The organism is Desulfoluna spongiiphila (assembly GCF_900101345.1).
In the GTDB taxonomy this organism is placed as follows: domain Bacteria; phylum Desulfobacterota; class Desulfobacteria; order Desulfobacterales; family Desulfolunaceae; genus Desulfoluna; species Desulfoluna spongiiphila.
In genome coordinates, this window is sequence record NZ_FMUX01000003.1 from 162,551 (window position 1) to 186,695 (window position 24,145).

A 24,145-nucleotide genomic window follows, 5' to 3' on the forward strand; every position below is an offset into this window, starting at 1 on the left:
CATACTGACCATGATCATCACATCTGGATGACCTCCTGATAGAAGTCATGTCCCTTGTCATCGATAATGATAAAGGCGGGAAACTCGTTGACGGTGATTGTATAGACGGCTTCCATGCCCAGTTCCGGGTAGGCCAATGTCTCCACGCGGGTGATGCAGTCACGCCCGATCCGTGCGGCGGGTCCGCCCATGGAGCCGAGATAAAACCCCCCATTTTTACAACATGCAGCCTTGACCTGAGCAGAACGGTTGCCTTTGGCAAGCATGATTCGAGACCCTCCAAGCTGCTGAAAAGCATCCACATAAAGATCCATGCGGCCGGCCGTTGTAGGGCCGAAGGAACCCGAGGGGTACCCTTCAGGTGTTTTCGCGGGGCCGGCATAATAGATGATGTGGTTTTTAAAATAGGCGGGTAGATCCCCTCCTTTGTCCACCTCTTCCGCAAGCTTTGCATGGGCAATGTCACGAGCGACGATGAGATCTCCGGAGAGGGAGAGACGGGTACCCACCGGGTACTTTGTGAGCTCTGCCAGAACCTCATCCATGGGGCGGTTCAAATCGATGGCAACGCTGTCGTTGTTGAATAAAGAAGGTTGAGGTAAAAACCGCGCCGGATTTTCTTCAAGCTGTTCTAAAAAAACGCCGTCTGCGGTGATTTTGCCTTTGATGTTTCGATCTGCACTACAGCTTACACCAATCCCCACAGGACAGGACGCCCCATGCCTCGGGAGCCGAACTACGCGGACGTCATGGCAGAAATATTTTCCGCCGAACTGTGCCCCGAGTCCTATCGTTGAGGTCACCTGAAGAACGTCCTCTTCCAATCCCCGATCACGAAATGCATGGCCATGGGCATTGCCCTGACTCGGCAAGGTGTCCAGATAACCGGCAGATGCCATCTTCACGGTTTTAAGTGTGGCCTCGGCTGAGCTTCCTCCAATGACAATGGCCAGGTGGTAGGGAGGGCAGGCTGAGGTCCCGATACCCGTTATTTTCTCTTTCAAAAAGGGAAGAAGCCGAGATCGGTTCAGGATCGCCTTGGTCTCTTGAAAGAGAAAACTTTTGTTCGCGGATCCCCCGCCTTTGGCGATAAAAAGGAAGTCGTAGCTTGCGCCTGAGCCATTTTGGATATCGATCTGAGCTGGAAGGTTGCAGCCTGTGTTCTTCTCTTCAAACAAAGAAAGAGGCGCCAGTTGGGAGTAGCGCAAATTCTTTTGGGTATAGGTTTCAAAAATGCCCTTGGAAAGGGCTTCTTCGTCGGTGAGCCCAAAACCGGATAAAATACGATGCCCTTTTTTACCCACCACCGTTGCCGTTCCGGTATCCTGACACATGGGAAATATTTTATCAGAGGCGATGACGGCATTTTTCAGCATCTCCAAAGCCACAAAGGCATCGTTTTGAGATGCCTCAGGATCATCTATAATCCTGCGAAGCTGCTCGAGATGTTTTGGCCGGCATAAAAATGAGACGTCGGAAAACGCTTCACGGGCCAAAAGCGTCAGTGCCGATGCCTTTACACGAAGGACCGGTTCTCCAAAAGCCTCCCCCCGTTCGATGCCGCTATCACTGAGCTTCCGGTAAGGCAGGGCGTCTGGTCCAAGGGGGAAGGGGGTCTGATAAAAAAATGATGGCATGGATGAAACTCCTGCAAGTCGGTCCTTTTGGGATGATCAAAATCACTGATGGTCTAACTTTATCGTCACGATTCATGCCGCTTCCGGCGGGTCGTTTTTTGAAAAAAGCGCAGCAAAAACGTTTCGCTGCCACAGGCAGGGCCACCGAAGGCTCTGCCCGTTATCGTCAAGAGCTTCTGTGCAACCTCTGTGTGTTCCCTCCGGGATCAGGCCTGAATCGTTTTAAGTTGCTCACGGTAAAGCGCCATATCCTCAATGGGACGGCAGGCAACGCCAGAATCCATCGCCGCCTGAGCAACCGCCGGGGCAACATGGAACAGGACGCGCGAATCAAATGGCTTGGGAATAAGGTAAGAGCGGCCAAACGTTATGGACTTGCCAGAGTATGCCTGTCTCACCGATTCCGGGACGTTCAGCCTGGCAAGGTGAGCCAGGGCCTTTACAGCGGCCATTTTTATTTCATCGTTGATGACACTGGCCCGGGTGTCCAGGACACCACGGAACAGGGAGGGAAAACAAAGCACGTTGTTGATCTGGTTGTCATAGTCTGAGCGTCCGGTCCCTATAATGACGTCATCCCTCACCGCCATGGCCTCTTCAGGTAAAATTTCCGGATCAGGATTCGCCATGGCAAAGACAATGGGATCCTTACCCATGGTTTCAAGCATCGCTCCCGTCAAGGCACCTTTGGCAGAAAGCCCGAAAAAAATATCCGCCCCCTCCACAGCGTCTGCCAGGGTTCGCGCGGTCGTGTCAGAAGCAAATAACGCCTTGTAGGGGTCCATCTCTTCTGTACGGCCTTTGTAAATGACACCCTTTAGGTCACAAAGGATCAGATTCTCTTTACGAATGCCAAGCTCAACCGCAAGCTTTGCGCATGAAATACCGGCGGCACCGGCTCCGCAAACCACCACCCGGGCTTCCTCGATTTTTTTACCCACAATCTCTAGGGCGTTAAGCATTCCGGCAGCAGCAATGATGGCTGTGCCATGCTGGTCATCGTGGAACACAGGAATGTCCATGATCTCTTTGAGGGTCTCTTCGATATAGAAACACTCAGGTCCCTTGATATCCTCTAAGTTGATGCCCCCAAAGGTCGGTTCAAGAAGCTTGACCGTTCGAATGAATTCATCACTGTCGACGGTGTCGACCTCAAGGTCAAACACATCAATATCAGCAAATCTCTTGAAGAGGACCCCCTTTCCCTCCATAACCGGTTTTCCGGCCAGCGCCCCGATGGGACCAAGCCCCAGCACGGCGGTTCCGTTGGAGATCACCGCCACCAGATTCCCTTTGGCTGTGTATTTGTAGGCCTCTTCGGAATTTTTAGCGATCTCTAAACAAGGCCCTGCGACACCGGGACTGTAGGCCAGGGCGAGGTCTTCACTTGTTGTACAGGGTTTTGTTGTGACAACCTCAATTTTCCCTTTACGTCCTCTGCCGTGGTACTCAAGAGCATCACGATAACTGTTATTCATTGCGGTATTCCTTGATTAATAAAATGGAGGGGGCCTTGGCAGCTTCTCGCATAAAAATTCAGGGAAGTGCGCCTGTATCGGCCCCAAAAGGCGGGCTTGACGCTGCGCTTTGCCCTCATTTCCCGGGACATCACGCAGCGCGCTCAGCCAAAAACCAGCGGGTTATTTAAAACGGCCCAAGGTTTACATATTGAGCAAGCAGGACAAGACAACAGGCCACACTGGCGAGGATCAAAAAAAGAGGCCCGAAAAATTGCACCCACTTTCTGTAAGGAATGCCGGCAATCGAAAGAATCGCGACGAGGGCACCATTGGTCGGGTAGATAAAATTCGACAACGCATCCCCCATTTGGGAGGCGTAGCAGGCAATCTGGCGATTGATCTCACTCAAATCGGCCAAAGGAATCAAGATGGGCATTGTAATGGCGGCTTGACCGCTGCCGGAGGGGATAAAAAAGTTGATCACAGTCTGAACCCAATACATGAGGCAGGCTGCCAGATACGAAGAGGACCCTTCCGTGATACTCGCAAGGAACCGAATCACGGTATCAATTACCAGGGTCTCTTCCATGATAAACAAGATGGAACGGGCAAAGAAGATAACCATCGCAGCGATCATCAAATCGCCCATGCCCCGTGAAAACATGTGGCAAATTTCATTGGGTCTTAATCCGTATGCAAGGCCCACTAAAATGCCCATTGAGACGAACGTTCCGGACATGGCGGCAAAGGAAAAATTCATGCAGACCGCGCCGTAGATCAAAAAAGCCAAAATGGACAAAAAGACAACACCGGCTCGAATGAGCTTCGGGGTGAATGCATACTCATCGTCGCTAAGTTCCGCATGTTTGGACGCAATGCCGACCATAAGAGATTTACTCGGGTCCGATTTCACTTTTCTTGCGTAGAGAGCAACATAAACCAAACCCACGGTCATTAAAATGGCATGGGTCAACAAGCGATAACTCAGAGCAGAGTACAGCGGCAACTCGGCGATATTCTGGGCAATGGCCGTAAAAAACGGGTTCGCCGCAGCACCTGCCAAGCCTGTTGCAGCCCCCACGAGTATCACGGCGGCACCGGTCATGACATCATAGCCCAACCTGAGGAACAATGGGATCATCAGCGGTAAAATGACCAAACTGAGCTCCCACACCCCCGTAAAAGAGACGAACAGACCAAACAACACCATAATTGCCAGTGACATGGGAATAAAAGACACATTCCGTAACTTGATGGCCATGGCTTTGACGGTTGCTTCCATCAGCCCGATGCCTTTGACAACCCCAAACGCACCCCCGACAAACAACACCATGGCGATCAAGCCGCTTGCCTTCTTAAAGCCAAAATAAAAGGACAAAAAGAAGTCTTGGAACTGAACATATTTCTTTGCGACAATTTGATAAGAGGAGGGATCCACAACGGTCCTCCCTTCGAACGCTACGCGCTCATAGACTCCGCTCGGGATAAAGTTTGCCGCCACACATATGAGGGCAAGGAGCATTGCAAGCATGAAAAACGGATGTTGCTCTAAGCCGTTTTCATTGTCTTCGAAATGACTTTTGGATGCAGAATTCATTTTTATTCCCCTTTTGCCTTACTGATCATCACTACATAAAATTGTACAGCCACTCTTCCTTCGATAACCCGCCTAACCAACTACTGTTTCATCTATTAATGGTTTCTTCCTGCAGCACCGACCGCAAACGTTGAACGTCCCCGCTTACCTGGTTGCAGCCATAATCGCCCTGATATCCGGCGCCGCTTCCAAGTTGACCAATGACGCAAGCAGGGCCTCTGCTCTCTCCTCAGGGACAACACGACGCGCATTGTTTAAAAATTTAGTGGTAATATCCGCGTCTTGAAGAGGTTTCTCAGGATTGCCCCGTGCAAGATTGTTTTCCACACAGAGCACCTCCCCATCGGTCAACGTGATTTTCAGTTTCACCGGTGCGGTGCCAATAAAGCCCAGCCTTGCCAACGCATCATCCACATCCATGGAAATCCGCCCCATCATCTCTTGAACATCCCGGCCCGCCACAAACGCTTCTGTAAACTCATCCAGGGTAAGCTGCCCCTTGATAAGGACAGAAGCCAGTGCAAATTCCATGGAAAAGCGTGCTTCAACAGGGGTCTGGGGACGATGATTCACCAGTTCGAGTGGCCCCAGCAAGCTGCTGCCAACATGGATGGACTTAACCGTTTTCGCCGAAATAGCCCCCCCATGGATCAACCTCAACATGAGGTCCACGGCAGGATGAGTACCGCTGCAACAGGGATAAAGCTTAAAAGCCAGCCCATTGTCTGCCAGGTCCCAGTCTTGGCCGAACCGAGCCCTGGCCCCCGTTGCTTTGCCCATAAAGCAGTACGAAAAGCCATCGGCTCCTTCAAAGGCCAGGTGCGAGGCCGTGATGCCCTCTTGGACCAACCCCACGGCCTCCATCCCGGAGAGTACCGCAAGCCCGGCATGAAGGGGTTTGGTCATGGTGCCGAAGTTGCTCCGGAGACCTCCGGCACGGGTCATGGCAATGGCCAGGCCATTGACGATGGTCTCTTTGTCCAATTTCAGTAGGCAGGCATGTGTTGCCGCGGCGATAATTACCCCGTAAACAGCCGTGGTGTGCCAGCCATTCTGAGAGGTTTCCGGCATGGTGAGTTGTGCAATTTTGTGCCCCACCTCAACCCCTGCGGCATAGGCCCTCAAGACCTCCCTGCCGGTGGCACCGTGCTGTTCGGCAAGGGCCAGGGCCACCGGGGCTGCCACAACGGTGGGGTGACCAATGGTCGTCCAGCTCGTATCGTCAAAATCAAGGGCATGGCCGGCAACGGCATTACACATGGCCGCATGCTCGGCATCAAGACACCCCTTTTTCCCAATGACAGAAGAGACAGTTGCCACGCTGCGAGCCTTCGCCCACCGATACGTGTTATCCACAACCGCTTCACCGCAGCCGGCGATACCACACCCAAAATAATCAATAAGAGCTCGCTTGGAGAGCGCCACCACGTCTGGGGGGATGTCAACAAAGCGAGTATCCGCCAGAAATTCGGCAGCATCCTGTAAAACAGAATCAACCATTGTCTGCTCCCATCCCTTTCACCACGTGGTCAAATACGTTGATATCAATCAGGTTCGCCGGATTGAGCAGCAACTCTGCTCTCTCTTGGCTGAGCAGTCCTTCTCGTATGACGATCTCTTTAATGGTGGTGTTCTCTTTGCACGCCATCTTCGCGATACCGCTGGCCACCGGATAATCGAACAGGGTCGCGAGTACCGTGGACAGAGCCAGGCTGGACCCCGCATCTTCGGCACACTTTTCTCTGTTGGCCGTAATGCCCCTAAGACACCTGTCCGTTAAAAGGACGATCCCCTTCTCAAGCAAAGTGATTGACTCGGACACACAATTCAGGATCAGGCTTTCCCATACGTTCAGATCCAGCTCACCTCGATCCGCGGCAAGGCTCACTGAAAGGTCGTTGCCGAACACCTTAAACGCCACCTGCATCATCATTTCGGGCATAACCGGATTGATTTTTCCCGGCATGATGGAGGAACCCGGCTGTACGGCGGGTAAATTTATTTCATTGAAACCGGCACGGGGCCCGGAAGACATGAGGCGCAAGTCAGAGCTCAACTTATTGAAAACAGATGCAACCGATTTCAAACACGCAGACACCTGAATCCAAACATCCGCATTTTGAAGCCCATCCCACAGATTCGTCTCTCTCTGAAAAGGGACCCCTGTCACATCGCCAAGGTGTTTGTAGAGTGCAGGCTCAAAGCCGGGAAACGTCCCGAAGCAAGTGCCGATGGCGGTTGCCGGCAAGGGCAGCTCCAGCATCAATTCCCGGGCCTTACGAATCGTCTCAATCTGGCGTTCGACAGAGGCACGATACCCGCTGAACATCTGGCCAAGGGTCATGGGCAGGGCATCTTGCAAGCAGGTGCGCCCCAGCTTGATCACGTCAACAAATGCCGCTTCTTTCTCTTGTAAAATCGTCAAGGCATAACCAAGGCTGGTTTCGACACGCTCCAATTCTTTATAGGTGGCCATTTTCATGGCTGCAGGAATGACATCGTTGGTGGATTGACCCATGTTTACATGGGTGTTGGGGTGTATCGGGTCGTACCCTTTTTGTCCGGTAAGAAGTTCGGTGGCTCGGTTGGCGATGACCTCATTCACATTCATGTTCGTCGATGTTCCTCCGCCACCCTGAAAGATATCGACGGGAAACTGGCGGCCCATCTTTCCGGCAATCACCTCATCGGCGGCTTTGCAAATCGCGCGACACTGCTTTTCCGACAACCTGCCAATATCCTTGTTCGCCAGTGCCGCAGCCTTCTTAATGCCTGCAATAGAAGCAATGAATATGGAAAATTCATCCATTGCCTTTCCGGAAACATCAAAATTATCTATGGCTCGCTGGGTCTGAATGCCGTAATACACATCATCCGGAAGCGAAATGTTCCCTAACGAATCAACCTCGACTCTTACCTTCACCATAACTCATATCCCCTTAAATTTAGCTATAATCATTGTACTCACAAAACAAAACCGCAGAACACAACACACCACCCACAGTGATAACACCCCAAGTTCATGAGACCTTAAAGCTCACTACACACAACGGTTTTTCAGTGATTTCAAGTTTGACTTTTATTCTACAGTATGGTTAATCATCAAAAGAGTCATCTCCAAATCCAACATTTCTTCCAGGATAATAAGATTATGGATAAAAATTTAGTCCAAAACATGTTCTTCGGATATGGATGCGTCATCGGAGCCATAAAGAAGTGGAATAGCTTCCACAGGCACGATGAAATCCAATTTGGTTTTTATGAGAAAGGACCCGTCGAATATCAACTCGGGGGACAGGTCTACCGGATTCGTCAAAATGAGTGCGTTCTATTTTGGTCTGCCATTCCACATCTGTTGGTAACGTCCCCCCCGGACAACATCAGATATTGGGTAACGATTCCTCTGAACATTTTCATCGGCTGGGGATTGCCTGAAGCATTTACCCACGAAATTTTAAACGGAAAAATGCTTAAGTCAGACCATACAAAACTACGGGATTTGGATATCTTAAGCTTGCGGACTTGGAAGGAGGACTTTTGCAATGGGGATGAAAACTACAGGGATATCATCTCGTTGGGCATTGAGTCGAGAATTCGCCGCTTTGGGATAGAGTCCAAGGTCGACAAAGAAATCAACTCTTCCATCAAGTTTGAAAACAGGAGCCTGTTTGTTAAGGTCTATGAATATATTTCAAAAAAATTCCATGACGACATCAGCATTGCAGACATCGCCGAGAATGCCGGCGTGCACCCCAACTACCTCATGACTGTTTTCAAAAAAAGCTGCGGACAAAGTATTGGGCAGTATATCGCCATGTTGCGTATTTATGAAGCACAACGATTGCTGACCACCACCGACATGAAAATTATAGACATCGCTATGGAATCAGGGTTTGGATCCCTGAGCAATTTTTACAACTGCTTCAATAAATACTGCGGAAAATCCCCTAAAAAATACAGAATCAACGGATAAAGCCAGACACAAAGCCCCTCCTCAGAAAAGATTCACAAGCAACGTCTCATGGCCCAACAGTTCACAGGGTACCTATCTCCATGACATCACCATCTGAACATGATACACCCAGTGGTCAGAGTAATAACGCGCAATACCTGCCTTGAAAAAATGGAGATACCCAATGAACATCAAGAACGCACACCTCATCTGCTACTCCCCCACCCGCACCACCTTCACCACCCTTGAGCACATCGCAACGGGGCTGGGTGTGCCCGATACAAAAAGCCTGGACCTGACGCATCCGCCGGAACCGGCTGCCCCGGAACTCTCCATCAAGGAAGGGGTCGCAATCATCGGTGCCCCCGTGTACGCAGGCCGCGTGGCCCCGGTGGCCGCAGAACGCCTTTCGGCCGTCCGCGGAAACAACACCCCGGCCGTCATCGTGGCCGTCTACGGCAATCGCCACTACGACAATGCCCTCTGCGAGCTGAAAGCCCTGGTGGAAGCCTCCGGGTTTACGGTCATCGCCGCCGCCGCCCTGGTGGGCGAGCACTCCTTTTCCTCGCCGGAAAAACCCATTGGGCAGAACCGTCCCGATGAAAACGACAAAAAAGCAGCCCGCGCATTCGGTGCCGAGGTCGCAGACAAGCTGAAATCCCTTTCGGACCTGTCGACCATGGCCCCCGTTGCCGTCCCCGGGACCCTCCCCGAAGGCCCCTACGGCGGCCCTGGCAACATCGCCCCGGACTGGAAGGCCTCGGCCTGTGCCCTGTGCGGCCTCTGTGCCCAGGGCTGCCCCACAGGAGCCATCACCGTGGAAAAGGAGGTCACCATCGACCCCTCACGCTGCACGGTGTGCTGCGCCTGCGTCAAATCCTGCCCCAAAGGGGCCCTGGCCTTTAACCAGCCCAAGATCTATCACATTGCCGACGTCCTTCACGAAAACTGCCGAAAGCGGAGGGAACCCGAACTCTTCCTGTAAAGGCAACAGAAAAAAAATGCCTCCGGCGGCCCTGCCGGGGGCTAAACTTTTGAAAAGTTTAACAAACAGACTTTAAGGCTACATTTTAAGTTTACGTCGTCACAAATCACAGCGGCATGTTACAGGATGTGTGCATTTATTTTGGCGTGGGGCTTGGGGGCAAACTTTACCTGATTTTTTAGTATTCCGGTTTGCCAAGCAGGTTTTCAGTCGTGCTTTAGATAACCTCGCGAATGGCCTCACACCGAGGAACGAGGGGTGAGGCCATTCGCAACCTGGGATCCAGGGGATCATCCCCTGGCCGCCGGAGGCATTGCTTTTTTTATGCATTTCTTTTTTTTCACCTGACGATAAAAACATGGAGCCACCATGAGAGTGCATCACCTGCAGCACGTCACCTTTGAAGGCCTGGGCAGCATGGAAGCCGTTCTCACAGAGGACGGCCACAGCCTCACCGCCACGCACCTGTACCGGGGCGAGGTCCTGCCGGACCCTTCGGTCTTTGATCTTCTCATCGTCATGGGCGGTCCCATGGGCGTCGCCGATGAAAACGCCTATCCCTGGCTTGCCCCGGAAAAGCGCTTCATCAAGGCCGCCGTTGCCCGGGAGAAAAAAATCCTCGGCATCTGCCTGGGGGCCCAGCTCCTGGCCGAGGCCCTGGGGGCAGAGGTGACGCGCAACCCCCACCGGGAGATCGGCTGGTTTCCCGTCACCCGGGACCCGGCTCTTTCCGATACGCGCCTTGGTGAGGTCTTTCCCCAGCAAGCCGAGGTCTTCCACTGGCATGGGGACACCTTCGGGATACCTGAAGGGGCCATTCCCGTTGGCTCCAGCGAGGCCTGCAAAAACCAGGGGTTTTTCATGGACGACCGGATCCTTGCCCTGCAGTTCCACTTAGAGACCACACCGGACTCCGCGACCCAGCTCATCGAAAACGGACGCCACGAGCTGGAGGAGCTGCCCTTTGTCCAGAAAGAGGCCGAAATGCTGGACCACCCCCATCGGTTCGACGCCATCAACCGCATCATGGGCGGGGTGCTCCGCGCCCTGGGCGCATAGGCCCAGGCACCTGCAGAATCCTGAGTGCCCCCGGCCGACCTGCCGGGGCACGCCCGCCCTGCAAGGTATCCCCACGACACAGGAAACATTGTTCTTGCCTCCCTCCCACCGCCCCTCCCTTGTAAATCTCCAAAATAATGTGATAAGTTCCCCTTATTCGAAACATTCAAGGAGGCAACACGCAGCATCATGGAGAAATCTGATCATTTCGGGTTGAGTTTTTCGACCTTCGCTCGTCTCATTGACAACCTGCACGATGAGATCATCATCTACGATCGCAGTTTCCGTATTGTCTACATCAACAAGGCCTGTATCCGACACTACGGCTACACCCAGGAGGAGATGATCGGCCAGACCATCTGGGACTTCATCGATGACGGGGACACCTGCTGGAACCTCTCCACCCTTCCCTATGTCTGCGAGCTTGACCAGCCCTTGAGGCAGAAGCAGAAAACCTACATCGGCTCGGATATTCACACCATCGCCATTCCCCTCCACGACGATACCGGTGCCATTGATTATGTGGTGATGAGTGTCCGGGACGACATCGAGCAGAGCGACATCAACCGGCTGGTGGATGTACTCAACATTGTGGAAAACCCGCCGGAGCGCTATGAAAAAGGCCTCATCTACCGCAGCGAGGCCATGCGGTCGGTGGTCCAGCTGGCCCAGCAGGTGGCGAGCCTTGATGCCCCCTGTCTCATTTTGGGGGAATCCGGGTGCGGCAAAAGCCTCATTGCCCAGTACATCCACAACCACGGGGATCGCAGGGACGCGCCCTTTGTCAACATCAACTGCGCCAGCATCCAGGCCTCCCTGTTTGAAAGCGAGCTCTTCGGCCACAAAAAAGGGGCCTTCACCGGGGCCGATGCAGACAAAGAGGGGCTCATCGCCAAGGCCGAAGGGGGCACCCTTTTCTTAGACGAGATCTCGGAGCTTCCCTTCCCCCTGCAGGCCAAGCTGCTGCATGTGGTCCAGGAGCGGGAGTACCGGAAAGTGGGCTCCCCCCACCCCCAGAAAGCCGATGTGCGCATCCTCACCGCCACCAACCGCAACCTCCCCGAGATGGTCAAAAACAAGGCGTTCCGGGAAGACCTCTACTACCGCCTCAACGTCTTTGAGATGGTGTTGCCCCCGTTGCGGACCCGGCCCGAGGACATCGCCCCCCTTGCCTACCACTTCCTCAACGAATTCGGGAAACGCCACAACCGGGAAAAGCGCATCTCCGAGGCGGCCCTTCGGGTCATGAAGTCCTGCCCCTGGCGGGGTAATGTCCGGGAGCTGGCCCACACCATCGAACGCCTCGTGGTCACCGTGGAAGAGGGAATCATCGACACGGCCCACCTGCCCAAACATCTCTATCGCCTCGTCCCGGCCACTTCCCCCGGCCAAAGCTGGGGCACCCTGGATGAGGCCGTGGAAGCCCTGGAAAAACGCATTGTCTCCGATGCCTTCAAAAAAGAAAAAAGCTCACGCAAAGTGGCCCAGGCCTTGGGAATAAGCCAAACCCGGGCCTCCCGACTGATTCGGAAATACCTGGGCTGACAAGGTGAGTTCAAACCAACTCCCCTTGAGTCAAAATCAACTCAAGGTTCTATATTCCTCGAAATATCAAACCATTCAGACCGGAGGCGAGTCGTTTGCGCCTCGCTCACGGGTTGTTCCGAGGGTTCCCGCCCCGGCATAACAAAGCCCCAAACCACCACGGGCCGGTGCATTCCCCACAAAAAAAAATCCTCCTTCCAGCTGGCACGCCGCTTGCTCCTAAGAGCGGTGCTTGTATCAACACGGCGAAAGCCAGACTGAAGAAGGAGGATTAGAATGATCATTACCGATGTAGACGTCATTTGTCTACGCATTCCTGCGCGGGAAGCGACCTGCGTCTGGGGTGAAGATGCCGTCATTGTCCGGGTTCACACCGACCTGGGCATCACAGGAATCGGGGAATCCGACACCTCGCCCATGGCGGTGAAGGCCTTTATCGAGACCCCCAACAGCAACCTGGCCTGTTTCGGCCTGCGCGATATCCTCGTGGGGGAGAACCCCCTTGAGATCGGCAGGCTCTGGGACAAGATGTACGAGGCCTCGTCCTACATGGGCAGGCGGGGCGGGGGCATCCATGCCATGAGCGCCGTGGACATCGCCCTCTGGGACATCGCCTCCCAGCATTACGGGGTGCCCGTCCACACCCTCCTCGGCGGCAAGTACCGCAAAAAAATCAAAGCCTACGGCACCTTCATCCCCGACGACAGCCCCGAAGAGTGCGCCCGGCTGGCCCTTGACCTGGTGGGCAAAGGGTTTCGCGCCTTAAAATTCGGAGGCGGCTCCTTCGGCCTCAACCCGGAAGGCGACGTGGCCGTGGTCCGATCCGTCCGCGAGGCCGTGGGCCCTGAGATCGAACTCATGATCGACATGGTCTCCCGCTGGCGCACCTACGGCCACGCCCTGGCCATGAGCAGGCGCCTTGAGCCCTTCAACCTCTCCTGGATCGAAGAACCGGTGCCCTCCGACCACTTAGACGCCTACGCCCGCCTTACCTCGGCCACCAGCCAGAAGGTCTCCGGGGGCGAGATCCTCACCACCCGCTATGAATTCCGGGACTTCATCGAACAGGGCAAGCCCGACATCGTCCAGCCCGACATCACCCGGTGCGGCGGCATCTCCGAGATGAAAAAAATCGCCGACTTGGCCGACCTCAACGGCGTGCAGCTGGTGCCCCACGGGTTCAGTACGGGGATCCTGCTGTCGGCCACGGTCCAGTTCCTCGCCGCATGTCCCCACGGCGACCTCATGGAATACTCCCTGAGCGACTCCGCCCTGGCCACCGACCTGGTGGAAAACCCCATCACCTTTGAGGATGGCTATGTCACCGTCCCGGACACACCGGGCCTTGGAATCACCTTGAATGACGAGATCATCAACAGATACCGGGTGGACTTTTAGTCCCGCAGCAATAAGGAGCAACACCATGCAAACCAAACGGCTCGACATGCCCCTTCTGATCACCAGCATCACCATCGTCACCGCCATCGTGGCAGGGCTCACCCTCTTTCCGGAGGCGGGCAAGGCAGGCGCAAACCATATTTTCGGCCTCTTCACCAAACTCTTCGGCACCCCGGTTCTCCTCACCGTTTTCGGCGCCGTGGTCTTTCTGGTGGGCCTTGGGTTCAGCAAGTACGGCGCCATCAAGCTGGGCGACGGCACACCGGAGTACTCCACCTTCAACTGGGTGGCCATGATGGTCTGCGCGGGCCTGGGCTCTGCCACCGTCTACTGGGCCTTCTGCGAATGGGCCTACTACTTCAACGCGCCGCCCATGGGCATTGCCGCCCACACCGACGGCGCCTACGAGGTGGCCACCACCTACAACCTCTTTCACTGGGGCATCAGCGCCTGGGCCACGTACTGCATCGCGGCACTGCCCGTGGCATATCACTTCCACGTGCGGAAAAATGCAGGCCTCAGCCTTTCGGCCGTGTGCACGGCCATCCTGAACAAAAAAGAGACCGGCCCGGCCTGGGCCCTCACCTGCCGGATCATCGACATCATCTTCATCTTCACCTGCTTCGGCGGCCTCAGCATCACCCTGGGGGTTTCGGTTCCCATGGTCTCGGAGATCCTCTGTTCCATCCTGGGCATGACGCCAAGCTTCGGCTTCAACCTGGCCGTGATCCTCGGCATCTCCGCGATCTTCTCCCTGAGTTCCTACGTGGGTATCTCCAAGGGCATGCAGCGCATCTCCAGCATGAACACCTACTTTGCCATCGGGTTCTGCCTGCTCATCTTCCTCATCGGGCCCACCCTGTTCATCGTCAAGTCCACCACCAACGCCATCGGCACCATGCTCCAGGACTTTGTGAAGATGAGCCTCTGGACCGATCCCATCGGTGAGTCCGGCTTTCCCGAAGGCTGGACCATCTTCTACTGGCTCTACTGGATCACCTACACCCCCTTTGTGGGCCTGTTCATCACCAAGATCTCCAAGGGGCGCACCATCCGCGGGGTCATCCTCAACATGCTGGTGAGCGGCAGCATGGGCTGCTGGTTCTTCTTCGGCATCATCGGCAACTTCTCCATGAAGACCCAGCTCACCAAGGCCGTGGACGTGGCCGGGATGGTGGCCTCAGGCAAGGGCAATTCCGCCATCGTGGAGATCATGAACACCCTGCCTGCAAGCAGCCTGTTTATCATCATGTTCGCCCTGATCTCCGTGCTGTTTCTCGCCACCACCCTGGATTCGGCTGCCTACACCATGGCCGCTACCGTCACGCCCGGGCTCAAGACCGGTGAAGATCCCTCCCCCATGCACCGCCTCTTCTGGTGCGTGATGCTGGCCGCCGTGCCCCTGGCCATGATGTTCATCAACGCCCCCTTGAACACCATCAAAACCTGCGCCATCGTCACGGCCGTGCCCCTGACCTTTATCATCTGCTACATGGTCTACGGCTTCATCTCCTGGCTGCGGGAAGACTTTGCAGACCTCACCGAAAAGGAAATCAGAGCCCGTGGTTGATCAAAAAAAACCGTAACTATTAAGCTCCAAAAACAGCCTCCGGCGGCAAGGTGTGCCACCTTGAAAGCAGGTTGCTGATGCGTTTTGCCCCTCGTTCCTCGGGTCAAATCACATCCGCCTTTAAAACGACATTCATCCAAACGTTTTTTTTAAGACCTGTTTATCAAACTTTTTAAAAGTTTGGCCCCCGGCAGGGCCGCCGGAGGCACGCTTTTTCCCCTTAAAAAACAGATGGACAGCAGGAGGGTATATGGCCAACGCGATGATCATGGCCGACCCCGACAACGTGGCCACGGTGCTTTCGAGCGTCACGGCCGGGAGCCGGGTGGAACTGATAGAAAAGACAGGGGGCAGGCGTGCCCCCATGGAGGCTGGCGAGGGAATCCCGGCGGGAAACAAGATCGCCCTTGAAGCGATCCCCAAGGGAAAGGACATCATCAAATACGGGGTGGCGGTGGGCTATGCTTCCTGCGACATCGCGGAAGGCACCCTGGTCCATGTGCACAACGTGCGCAGCCATCGCATCGACATCCCCGACGGCATCATCGATGAAATCTTGAATCAAATGGGACTCAAACAAAGGGGCAACCCATGACAGAGACATTCAACGGGTACCAACGAGCCGACGGGTCCGTGGGCATCCGAAACAAGCTGCTCATCGCGGCGGTGGACGAGTGCGCCGACGGCGTGTGCCGCGCCATCGCCAAAAGCATTCCCGAGGCGGTGGTCATCACCAACGTGGTCACCTGCATGATGGCGGGCAACGAAGAGCTCCTGGCCAACATCATCGGCTGCGGCAACAACCCCAACGTGGGCGCCGTGCTCGTGGTGGCCATGGGTTGCGGCAGCATTGACCCCGAGGTGGTGGCCGGCCCTGTGCGCGCCACAGGAAAGCCCGCGGACACTTTGAAGATCATGGCCTGCGGAGGCTCGAAAAAAGCCATCGCCGCAGTCACAACAAAGGCAAAAAACCTTGAAGCGGCCCTTGCAAGCACCCCGAGGGTCGAGGCCGACCTTTCGCAGCTTGTCGTTGGCGTCAAGTGCGGCGGTTCGGACACCTCTTCGGGCCTGGCTTCCAACCCCACGGTGGGGGTGGCCGTGGACCACATGGTGGATCAGGGTGCCACGGTCATCGGAGGCGAGCTCATCGAGCTCATCGGGGGGGAATCCTACCTCACCGAGCGCATGGCCGACCCGGCGGTGAAAGAAAAATTCCTGAAACTGGTCGCCGCCGAAGAGAGGCGGTGGAACATCCCCGGTGCCGAGGTGGAAATCATGAGTGTGGGCAACAGCACGGGCGGGCTCACCACCATCGAAGAAAAAACCCTGGGGGCCATCTCCAAGTTCGGCAGCCGCCAAGTGGTGGGAGTCCTTAAGGCCGGTCCCGCAGGCATCGAACGCCCCGACCCCGGCAAACCCGGCCTTTACATCAGCGAGGCCACCCATCTCTGCGGGGCTTCCGCCGTCAATTTTGCCGCCATGGGCTGCCAGCTCATCCTCTGGACCAGCGGGGGGGCGGGCTTCAACAACCCCATGGTTCCGGTTATTCGCGTCAGCGGCAACCCCGAGCTCATCACCGAAGACCAGGACATCGACGCCACCCCCATCATGCGGGGGGAGGCCACAAGCCGGGAGATCGGCGCGGAACTGATCCAGAAGATCTGCGAGGTGGCCTGCGGCGCACCCACGGCCATCGAAGAGGTGGCCTCAGCCTTTATGAGCATCTACCAGAAGGAACAGCGCCTGGAGAGATGCCTGGCACTGATGGAGACACCCCCCTGCGCATCACAACGGGCATGATGACTGAATTCTCCCCGGCTCGTCCCGAAATCATGCATAAGGGACGCCGGGGCGTTTCAAAAATGGCCCTCTGCCATGACCCCGCCCAGGGTCCTTGACAGCCCTGATACCCTGTCCTATGATTCGGCCCAATAACTACAACATCTTAAAAGGAGTAAACGATGAAAAAAGCAATTGTCGTAGGATGCGGCTCGTATATGGATGCAGGATACGGATGTCCCGGTGAGTGGCGATGCCTCAAGGCAGGGGCCATGGGTGAAGGCAAATTCGACGAACCCACCCAGATCATCGGTTTTGTCAAATGCGAATGCCCGGGCCGGGCTGCCGCACCCAACGTCGGCATGACCATCAAGCTCTCCGGTGTCAAGCCCGACGCCATCTTCTTGAGCAGCTGTATGGCGGGCGCCAAGCCCGACTGCCCCTACTCCACCCCGGAAGAAAAAGCGAAAATCATCGAGGAAAAAACCGGGATCCCCGTGATCCTCGGGACCCACGATTACAAATAAGGCACCGGCTGAAAAAACATGGACAGCCCCTTTTCGGCACCGTGCCGAAGGGCTGCTGTATCATGTATTTTTTTCATCAGCCCACCCCGCCAGGGGACCCTTTGTGTCGACGCCGCACCCTGCCGATCCACGATACCGCCGCAGGGTGCGCCGCGGGACACCCGCAGTCCTTCTCCCCGACCCAACACGTTTCTTTTTACAGAAACACCCTCCCTGTGATATAACCCCATCTCAATCGAACCTTTGACTTTACCCTTGGAGTTGCATGATGAAAGAGGCCTACGACGAATTTTTAAGCGTGCTCGCGGAGACCACCGACCTGGAAAAGGTGCGCGCCTTCCTTGATGACATCCTCACACCCAAGGAGCGCTCGGACCTGGCCATGCGCTGGCAACTCATGGTGGAACTCCATCAGGGACAGACCCAGCGAAGCATCGCCAAACGCCACAACATCAGCCTCTGCAAGATCACCCGGGGCTCCAAGATCCTCAAGACCGAAGACTCCTTCACCGCCAACGCCCTCAAAAAACGCCACCCCAAAGACTAAGACATGCCTCCGCAGCCCTGTAACCTGCTTTCTATCCCGGATATTTCATGAGAAAACGGACCGCCTGAAATAATAGAACATTATTACAGATGGTTATCGTGAAAAATTTAGGCATTTCAAAAATACAAAATGTAATTCACGGTTTTCTGCTCGATTTTCTCACCCTTCGGGCGAGCCGAGTGCACCCATTTTCTGCGTTATCAGAGCCTTGAATATGGGTGCACTCGACTCGTGAAATATCCGGGCTATATGTTTTCGCTACCGCCGCTTCACAGCCGGAGGAAGGCTTTTGGCCTTTTGGAGCAATCTGTGGCGACAGATAATAAAAACAAATAATGGCCGTAGTCATCGTTTCGGCCAGGACCATAAAAACCGCGAATTACCTTTGGCCGCCATACTACAGACGGAACATGTAATTTCGGGCATGGGTCCCCGGTCACTTGACGATACGAAAGGTGGCAGGTGCCGGACAGCAAAACGGTACAACCGGCCCTTTTTCCCGGGCAGCCGGGGAAGACGAGGAGGTGCGAAGGGCATCACACTCTGTACCGTCTTTCCCGCGAAGGCGGGAACCCATGTTGGTTATGGGATACTGCCGGGCTTCCTGATGCGGGTGGTGCGATTAACGTGAAGGTGGCCTTAACGAGGATCAAGGCCCCGATAATCATACAATGGCTTGCCAGAACACCGCTGGGATTTAACCCGAGGAACGAGGGCCAAACCCCAGCGCCGGAGGCAGCCAAGTTAAAACAGCCTCCGACGGCCCTGCCGGGAGCTAAACTTGTAAAAAGTTTAATAAACAGGCTTTAAAAACCAATCAAAACCAAAAGCGAATGTGATTTTACTTTTCCGGCAACCTTTTACAGCCACTGAACGGAATCAAGGGGGTAGGAGACCCGGACGGTGCGGCCCGGTTCCGGAAGTTGGTTGGCAGGGCAGGAGAGGGTGAGGGGAAACCCGGCGCCTGTGAGGATGACCCGGGCGCCTGTGCGGCCTTTTTGCAGAGCGGTTTCGCGCACCTCGGCGTCGAACCCGGCCTCGTGGGCCCCTTCTTCACGGCCCATGCGAAGGCATCGCTCGGGAACGGCGGCCACGGCATCGGCCGAAGGGGGTTCAGGGACGACAATGGTCCCTTGCCCTGTGCCTGCGGCCCACATGCCGGACGCGGGGTCTTTGGCAAAGGGGCCGAAGAGCATGAGCCCCATCTTTTCGGTGACGCGTCGGCCCCGGAAGAAGAAGAGGACCTCGTCGCTGACGCTGTCGAGCCAGGCGGCATCGTGGCTGGTCAAGATCACGGTTTTTCCGGGCAGGGCGGCAAAGGCTAAGATGGCCTGGTGAATGAGAAAGGAGCTGGCGGCATCCACGCTGGCCGTGGGCTCATCCAGGATAAGCACTTCAGGGTCCAGAATTAAGCGGGCGGCAAGGGCCACCCTCTGGGCTTCGCCGCCGGAGAGTTCGTTTCGCCTGCGCCCGGAAAAGGCGTCAAAATCAAGCCCCACCCGGGTAAGGGCCCGGCGCACCCTTCCGGCCACGTCCGTCCGGTCTTTTTTCACGGCAAGGCCGTAGCTGACGTTGTCGAAAACGCTGCGGTCCAGCAAGAAAGGGGTCTGGGGCATGAGGGTAACGCGATGGCGAACGGCAGGAGAAAACGGATGTTCTTCCTGCCCTTGGAAAAGGACCCGTCCTTCATCGGGCCGCTCCACAAAGGCCAGGAGGCTCAGCAAGGTGCTCTTGCCGCTGCCGTTGGGCCCGGCAATGCCCGTGACCCGGCCGGAAGGAACAGAAAGGGAACACCGGTCCAGGGCCCGGGTGGCTCCATAGCACCGGGACACCCCCTCCAACTGATACAAAGGCGCTTGCATGCCTACCTCCTGAAAACCGACACGCCCACATTAACCACCAAAGCGATGCTTAAAAGCACCAGCCCCAGGGCAATGCCTTCGGCAAACATCCCCTTGCCCGTTTCCAGGGCAATGGCTGTGGTGATGGTGCGGGTGTGCCACTTGATGTTTCCCCCCACCATCATGGAGATCCCCACCTCGGTCATCACCCGACCCATGGCCGTCATGGCCGCGGCCACGATGCCGTAGCGCACCTCCCACAGGGTGGTGAAAAAAAGCTGGCGCTTGTCGGCCCCCAGGGAGACCAGGGTGAGCCGCAAGCCACTGTCCAGGTTGTCCAGGGTGGCTGCGGTCAGGGCGGTGATGACGGGAAGGGCCAGAATGGTCTGGCCCACGGAAATGGCGGGAATCGTGAAAAGAAGGCCCAACCCGCCCAACGGTCCCCGATTGGAGAGGAACGCATAAACCAGCAGACCGATGAAGACTGTCGGAAGGGCCAACATTGTATCCACGATGGTGCGTGCCGTTTTTTTACCCCGGAACTCACAGTATCCGAGAAAAAAACCGGCAGGCACCCCGATGAAAAGGGACATGCCCATGGAGAGAAAGGCCGCCTTGAGGGTGGTGGTCACCGCAGACAGGGTCTGGGGGTCTCCCTGGATCAGGAGCACCAGGGCCCGATAAAAACCGTCAACGAGAAAATCCACCGCCCCTCCTTGGTTCGGGCCTTATCGGGCGTTGGGGGTAAAAAGTGCCATGCCCAGCAGGCGGAAGTCCGCGATGAGCTTCTGGGCCTTGTCGCCGGCCATCCACGCGGAGAAGGCTTCGGCCAGCTCTTTTTGCGCGTCGGGGCAGTTGCTGCTGTTCAAGATCAGCACGCTGTACTGGTTCTTCAAAATCGCGCCGCCTTCCACAAGAACCTTCAAGGGCGGGTTGCCGCCGTTCTTGTGGCTGTACTTGATGTAGGTGCCGCGGTCGGTCATGGTGTAGCCGCCGCGCTCGGCGGTGATGGTAAGGGAGGCAAGCATGCCCTGGCCGGTCTGGACGTACCAGGCTTCCTTTTCAGGCAGGGGGCCGCCCGCCGCTTTCCAGAGCAGCTTCTCTTTCTTGTTGGTGCCGGAGTTGTCACCGCGGCTCACAAAGGTCTTGCCTTTGGTGCGGATGGCGGCAAGGGCCTCTTCCACGGCCATGCCCTTGACCTTTGCAGGGTCGGCTTCGGGGCCGACGATGACAAAATCGTTGAACATGATCTCTTTGCGGGACTCGGCGTAACCGTCTTTGATGTACTTCTTCTCGGCAGGGGGCGCATGGACAAGGAGCACGTCCACGTCACAGTTCATCCCCAGCTTCAGGGCCTTGCCCGTTCCCACGGAGGTCCACTTGAGCTCAATGCCCGTGTCTTTGGTAAACTCAGGGGCCAGATAATCCAGAAGCCCGGTGTTGTCGGTGCTGGTGGTGGTGGCCATCATCAGCGCCTTGGCCTGCACACTTCCCGCCACGGCAATGGCCGCCACAAGGGCCATCAGCGTGGTCATAAATCGTCTCTTCATCATGAAAAAATCCCATCCCTAAATTACGTTCTGATTGATCATGTCACGGGTTGTCCGGAAACCGCATCAACCCGCTCCCCTCGATATCGTACCCGGCCAGCCCCTTCAAAAGCTCCTTGAGGGAACTCTCCCGGAGCAACCCCAGGACGCCCTGAACGCGGCGGTCAAAATAGAACTCACGCAGCACAAGCAGGTCGAAGCGCTCCCGGCGCAGGGGGAAAAAGCCAAGGCCCAGAAGGTCCGCCACGGTACGGATGCCAGGCCCCGCATCGGCTCGGCCGGACAAGACCGCCAGCCCCACATCCATGTGACGGGACACCTCGTCGCCGTACCCGGCAAGGCTTCCGCCCTCGATGCCACACGCCTTGAGTTCCCGATCGAACAGGAGCCGCGTGCCCGTTCCCAGGGGGCGATTCACAACGCGAACCCCGGGCTCCGCCAGGTCGGCAATGCCAGAAAATCCGTGCCACCCGGGTCGATACACGATGCCCTGCTCCCGATGGCAGAAGTTGATCACCACCGGCTGCCGCTCCAGCTCCCGGCCAGCAAACTCAAAGTTGTACTCCTGGTCGTCGGCGGAGACGAGGTGGCTGGAGGCGATATGGCACATGCCGCTCTTAAGGGCCTGAATGCCGCCCATGCTGCCCACGTTGCCGAAAACCGCCAGCTCGCCGCGGTGGCTCTTGTTGTACTGCGAAAGGACCCGGTCCAAAAGCAGGTCGTTGCTCCCGGCCACCACAAGGGGTCCGCTGCCGCCGGTGTTGATATGGGCGGCGTCCGGGTAGTTGATGGTGCTGTTCTCCACCCACTGTTCCACCAGGTATCGGGGGAACAACCACTTTCCCGTGACCTTGGAGGCAGGCAGCCCTTTGTCTGAAATCAGCTGGTACACCATCTTCTCGTTGACACCGAGAAAATCGGCCACCTCTCTGGTGGTGAGAAGATCTTTTCCGCTGCCCCTGTTTTTCATCCATCCCCCTTGAAACAATGCATTTCAGCGTTTCAGAGTTACCCATCCCATCCATTTCTTGTCAACCCATTTTGAAGAAACGAACCAAGAATAACCCAAACCGACCTACAATGACAACATAGCCCAAATCGCCACCCCGCTCCCGCCCGCCGTCAAACAGATCCAGCACCGCCCCTGCAGGCTCCGAATTTCATGTTTCAGGGCCCCCTGGCCCTTGCCAAACCAAAATGTATCTTTATATTTTGGGTAACAGGCCAGCTTATGCCTCCGGCGACCCTGCCGGGGGCTAAACTTTTGAAAAGTTGAGCAAACAGATTTTAAGGCTTTTTTTTAAATTTACGTCGACACAAATACGGATGTGGTTTGACCCGAGGAACGAGGGACAAAGCGCATTCGTAACCAGCTTTCAAGGTGGCACACCTTGCCGCCGGAGGCTTTTTTTAGCTGAATAGTTACTATTTTGGTAAGCATACGATTCGAGGCTCCGCTTCAGCGCCCAAGGGCCATATTTAAAAAAAACGCCTTTCGCCCCCACAGCCCACACCGCGGCTGGCGTTGCGGGTGAAGCGACGCTGTTTCCGAGCCCCTTACCCCTCATTCGCATCAAGGAGTGTTTCATGGGCAACCAGATCAAAACCACCATGCTCTTAACGGTCTTAACCCTTCTTATTGTCACGGCAGGACGTGTCATCGGCGGCCAGGCAGGCATGATCATCGCCCTGGTCCTGGCAGGGGGCATGAACTTCTTCTCCTACTTCTACTCGGACAAAATGGTTCTCAAGATGTACAAGGCCAGGGAGGTGAGCCGAACCGAAGCGCCCCAGCTCTACGCCATGGTAGAAGAGCTCGCGGGCCGTGCCGGGCTTCCCATGCCCAAGGTATGCATCATCCCCCAGCAGGCCCCCAACGCCTTTGCCACCGGACGCAACCCGGAGCACGGGGTGGTGGCCGTCACCCAGGGGCTTCTGGACCTCATGGGGCCCGAAGAGGTCAAAGGCGTCCTGGCCCATGAGCTGGGCCACATCAAGAACCGCGACATCCTCGTGGGCACCGTGGCCGCCACCCTGGCCGGTGCCATCATGACCCTTGCGTCCATGGCCCGCTGGGCCGCCATCTTCGGCGGCGGGCGCAGTGATGAAGAGGGCGGCTCCGGCATCTTCGGCCTCATCGCCATGAGCATCATCGCCCCCATGGCCGCCATGCTCGTCCAGATGGCCATCTCCAGGTCTCGGGAGTACCTCGCCGACGCCACGGCCGCCCAGCTCACCGGCAACCCCGAGGGCCTTGCCGGTGCCCTGGAAAAACTGGGGGCCGCCTCCAGCCGCATCCCCATGGACGCGGAACCGGCAACGGCCCACATGTTCATCACCAACCCCCTGTCGGGCCGCACTCTAGCCAGCCTCTTCTCCACCCATCCCCCCATCGAAGAGCGGGTGGCCAAGCTCCGGGGTACGCGTCCCCGCACCACGGGCGGTACCCCCAAAGGACCTTCCGGCCCCTCCAACCCCTGGGACAGCATCCGGGGGAAGTAACCAAGCGAAAAACCTCCGGCGGCGAGGTGAGCCACCTCGAAAGCAGGTTGCCATAGCATTTTGCCCTTCGTTCCTCAGGGCAAAATGCTATGGCGTTCGCCGCGGGCTGCCTGGTGGTTGGCACATGCGGTGCCACGAGCCTCGAAAAAATTCGGATACGCTGGGGTTATCCGACCGGTATCGGTTTTAACGCCCC

The 24,145-nt window shown here is 56.3% G+C and carries 20 protein-coding genes; 11 read left to right on the forward strand and 9 right to left on the reverse strand.

Going from position 1 to position 24,145, the window contains the following annotated elements:
* Positions 1-17: 17 nt before the first annotated feature.
* The 5 genes from BLQ12_RS06015 to BLQ12_RS06035 form a co-directional block, all read right to left on the reverse strand.
* Positions 18-1,637 (reverse strand): FumA C-terminus/TtdB family hydratase beta subunit, encoded by a 1,620-nt coding sequence (locus BLQ12_RS06015; protein WP_092209276.1) that lies wholly within the window; start codon positions 1,635-1,637, stop codon positions 18-20.
* Between the two features lie 206 nt (positions 1,638-1,843).
* Positions 1,844-3,115: a malic enzyme-like NAD(P)-binding protein gene (locus BLQ12_RS06020; protein WP_092209278.1), complete on the reverse strand. Its 1,272-nt coding sequence runs from the start codon at positions 3,113-3,115 to the stop codon at positions 1,844-1,846.
* A 166-nt stretch (positions 3,116-3,281) separates the two neighbouring features.
* Positions 3,282-4,694, reverse strand: coding sequence for a YfcC family protein (locus tag BLQ12_RS06025; RefSeq protein WP_092209280.1), 1,413 nt, complete (start codon positions 4,692-4,694; stop codon positions 3,282-3,284).
* Between the two features lie 144 nt (positions 4,695-4,838).
* Positions 4,839-6,194, reverse strand: a complete 1,356-nt coding sequence (locus BLQ12_RS06030) for an MmgE/PrpD family protein (protein WP_092209283.1) — start codon at positions 6,192-6,194, stop codon at positions 4,839-4,841.
* Positions 6,187-7,620, reverse strand: coding sequence for an aspartate ammonia-lyase (locus tag BLQ12_RS06035; RefSeq protein ID WP_092209285.1), 1,434 nt, complete (start codon positions 7,618-7,620; stop codon positions 6,187-6,189). Before BLQ12_RS06035 ends, BLQ12_RS06030 begins: the two co-directional genes overlap by 8 nt.
* Positions 7,621-7,845: 225 nt before the next feature.
* On the opposite strand from BLQ12_RS06035, the gene BLQ12_RS06040 reads away from it, so the two are divergent.
* From BLQ12_RS06040 to BLQ12_RS06090, 10 genes are all read left to right on the forward strand, one after another.
* Positions 7,846-8,667, forward strand: a complete 822-nt coding sequence (locus BLQ12_RS06040) for an AraC family transcriptional regulator (RefSeq protein ID WP_175469535.1) — start codon at positions 7,846-7,848, stop codon at positions 8,665-8,667.
* Positions 8,668-8,830: 163 nt separating this feature from the next.
* The gene (locus tag BLQ12_RS06045) at positions 8,831-9,631 is read left to right on the forward strand and encodes a 4Fe-4S binding protein (RefSeq protein ID WP_092209289.1); all 801 of its coding nucleotides are present in this window, start codon (positions 8,831-8,833) and stop codon (positions 9,629-9,631) included.
* Between the two features lie 369 nt (positions 9,632-10,000).
* Positions 10,001-10,690: a type 1 glutamine amidotransferase gene (locus tag BLQ12_RS06050; RefSeq protein WP_092209291.1), complete on the forward strand. Its 690-nt coding sequence runs from the start codon at positions 10,001-10,003 to the stop codon at positions 10,688-10,690.
* A gap of 189 nt (positions 10,691-10,879) precedes the next feature.
* Positions 10,880-12,235, forward strand: a complete 1,356-nt coding sequence (locus BLQ12_RS06055) for a sigma-54 interaction domain-containing protein (protein ID WP_092209293.1) — start codon at positions 10,880-10,882, stop codon at positions 12,233-12,235.
* A gap of 276 nt (positions 12,236-12,511) precedes the next feature.
* On the forward strand, positions 12,512-13,633 hold the full coding sequence (locus BLQ12_RS06065) for a mandelate racemase/muconate lactonizing enzyme family protein (protein ID WP_092209297.1): 1,122 nt from the start codon (positions 12,512-12,514) through the stop codon (positions 13,631-13,633).
* A 25-nt stretch (positions 13,634-13,658) separates the two neighbouring features.
* Positions 13,659-15,203 carry a BCCT family transporter gene (locus BLQ12_RS06070; RefSeq protein WP_092209300.1) on the forward strand — a complete coding sequence of 515 codons (1,545 nt, stop codon included), beginning with the start codon at positions 13,659-13,661 and terminating at the stop codon, positions 15,201-15,203.
* A gap of 250 nt (positions 15,204-15,453) precedes the next feature.
* Positions 15,454-15,798, forward strand: a complete 345-nt coding sequence (locus BLQ12_RS06075) for a UxaA family hydrolase (protein WP_139163874.1) — start codon at positions 15,454-15,456, stop codon at positions 15,796-15,798.
* Positions 15,795-17,003, forward strand: a complete 1,209-nt coding sequence (locus tag BLQ12_RS06080) for a UxaA family hydrolase (protein ID WP_092209302.1) — start codon at positions 15,795-15,797, stop codon at positions 17,001-17,003. Before BLQ12_RS06075 ends, BLQ12_RS06080 begins: the two co-directional genes overlap by 4 nt.
* Positions 17,004-17,164: 161 nt before the next feature.
* Positions 17,165-17,509 carry a CGGC domain-containing protein gene (locus BLQ12_RS06085; protein ID WP_092209304.1) on the forward strand — a complete coding sequence of 115 codons (345 nt, stop codon included), beginning with the start codon at positions 17,165-17,167 and terminating at the stop codon, positions 17,507-17,509.
* 265 nt (positions 17,510-17,774) lie between these two features.
* Complete coding sequence (locus tag BLQ12_RS06090) at positions 17,775-18,056, forward strand: Trp family transcriptional regulator (protein ID WP_226860038.1); 282 nt, start codon at positions 17,775-17,777, stop codon at positions 18,054-18,056.
* A gap of 860 nt (positions 18,057-18,916) precedes the next feature.
* On the opposite strand, the gene BLQ12_RS06100 is transcribed toward BLQ12_RS06090, so the two are convergent.
* From BLQ12_RS06100 to BLQ12_RS06115, 4 genes are read right to left on the reverse strand one after another with little or no spacing between them, the layout of a single operon-like run.
* The gene (locus tag BLQ12_RS06100; protein ID WP_092209309.1) at positions 18,917-19,918 is read right to left on the reverse strand and encodes an ATP-binding cassette domain-containing protein; all 1,002 of its coding nucleotides are present in this window, start codon (positions 19,916-19,918) and stop codon (positions 18,917-18,919) included.
* 2 nt (positions 19,919-19,920) lie between these two features.
* Complete coding sequence (locus BLQ12_RS06105) at positions 19,921-20,604, reverse strand: ABC transporter permease (RefSeq protein WP_092209311.1); 684 nt, start codon at positions 20,602-20,604, stop codon at positions 19,921-19,923.
* Positions 20,605-20,625: 21 nt separating this feature from the next.
* Positions 20,626-21,450 carry an ABC transporter substrate-binding protein gene (locus BLQ12_RS06110; RefSeq protein ID WP_092209313.1) on the reverse strand — a complete coding sequence of 275 codons (825 nt, stop codon included), beginning with the start codon at positions 21,448-21,450 and terminating at the stop codon, positions 20,626-20,628.
* Between the two features lie 40 nt (positions 21,451-21,490).
* A complete protein-coding gene (locus BLQ12_RS06115; protein ID WP_092209315.1) occupies positions 21,491-22,417 on the reverse strand; it encodes a substrate-binding domain-containing protein in 927 nt (308 codons plus the stop codon).
* 617 nt (positions 22,418-23,034) lie between these two features.
* Between BLQ12_RS06115 and htpX the strand changes: the two genes are divergently transcribed.
* Positions 23,035-23,949 (forward strand): zinc metalloprotease HtpX, encoded by a 915-nt coding sequence (gene htpX, locus BLQ12_RS06120; protein ID WP_092209317.1) that lies wholly within the window; start codon positions 23,035-23,037, stop codon positions 23,947-23,949.
* Positions 23,950-24,145 lie beyond the last annotated feature (196 nt).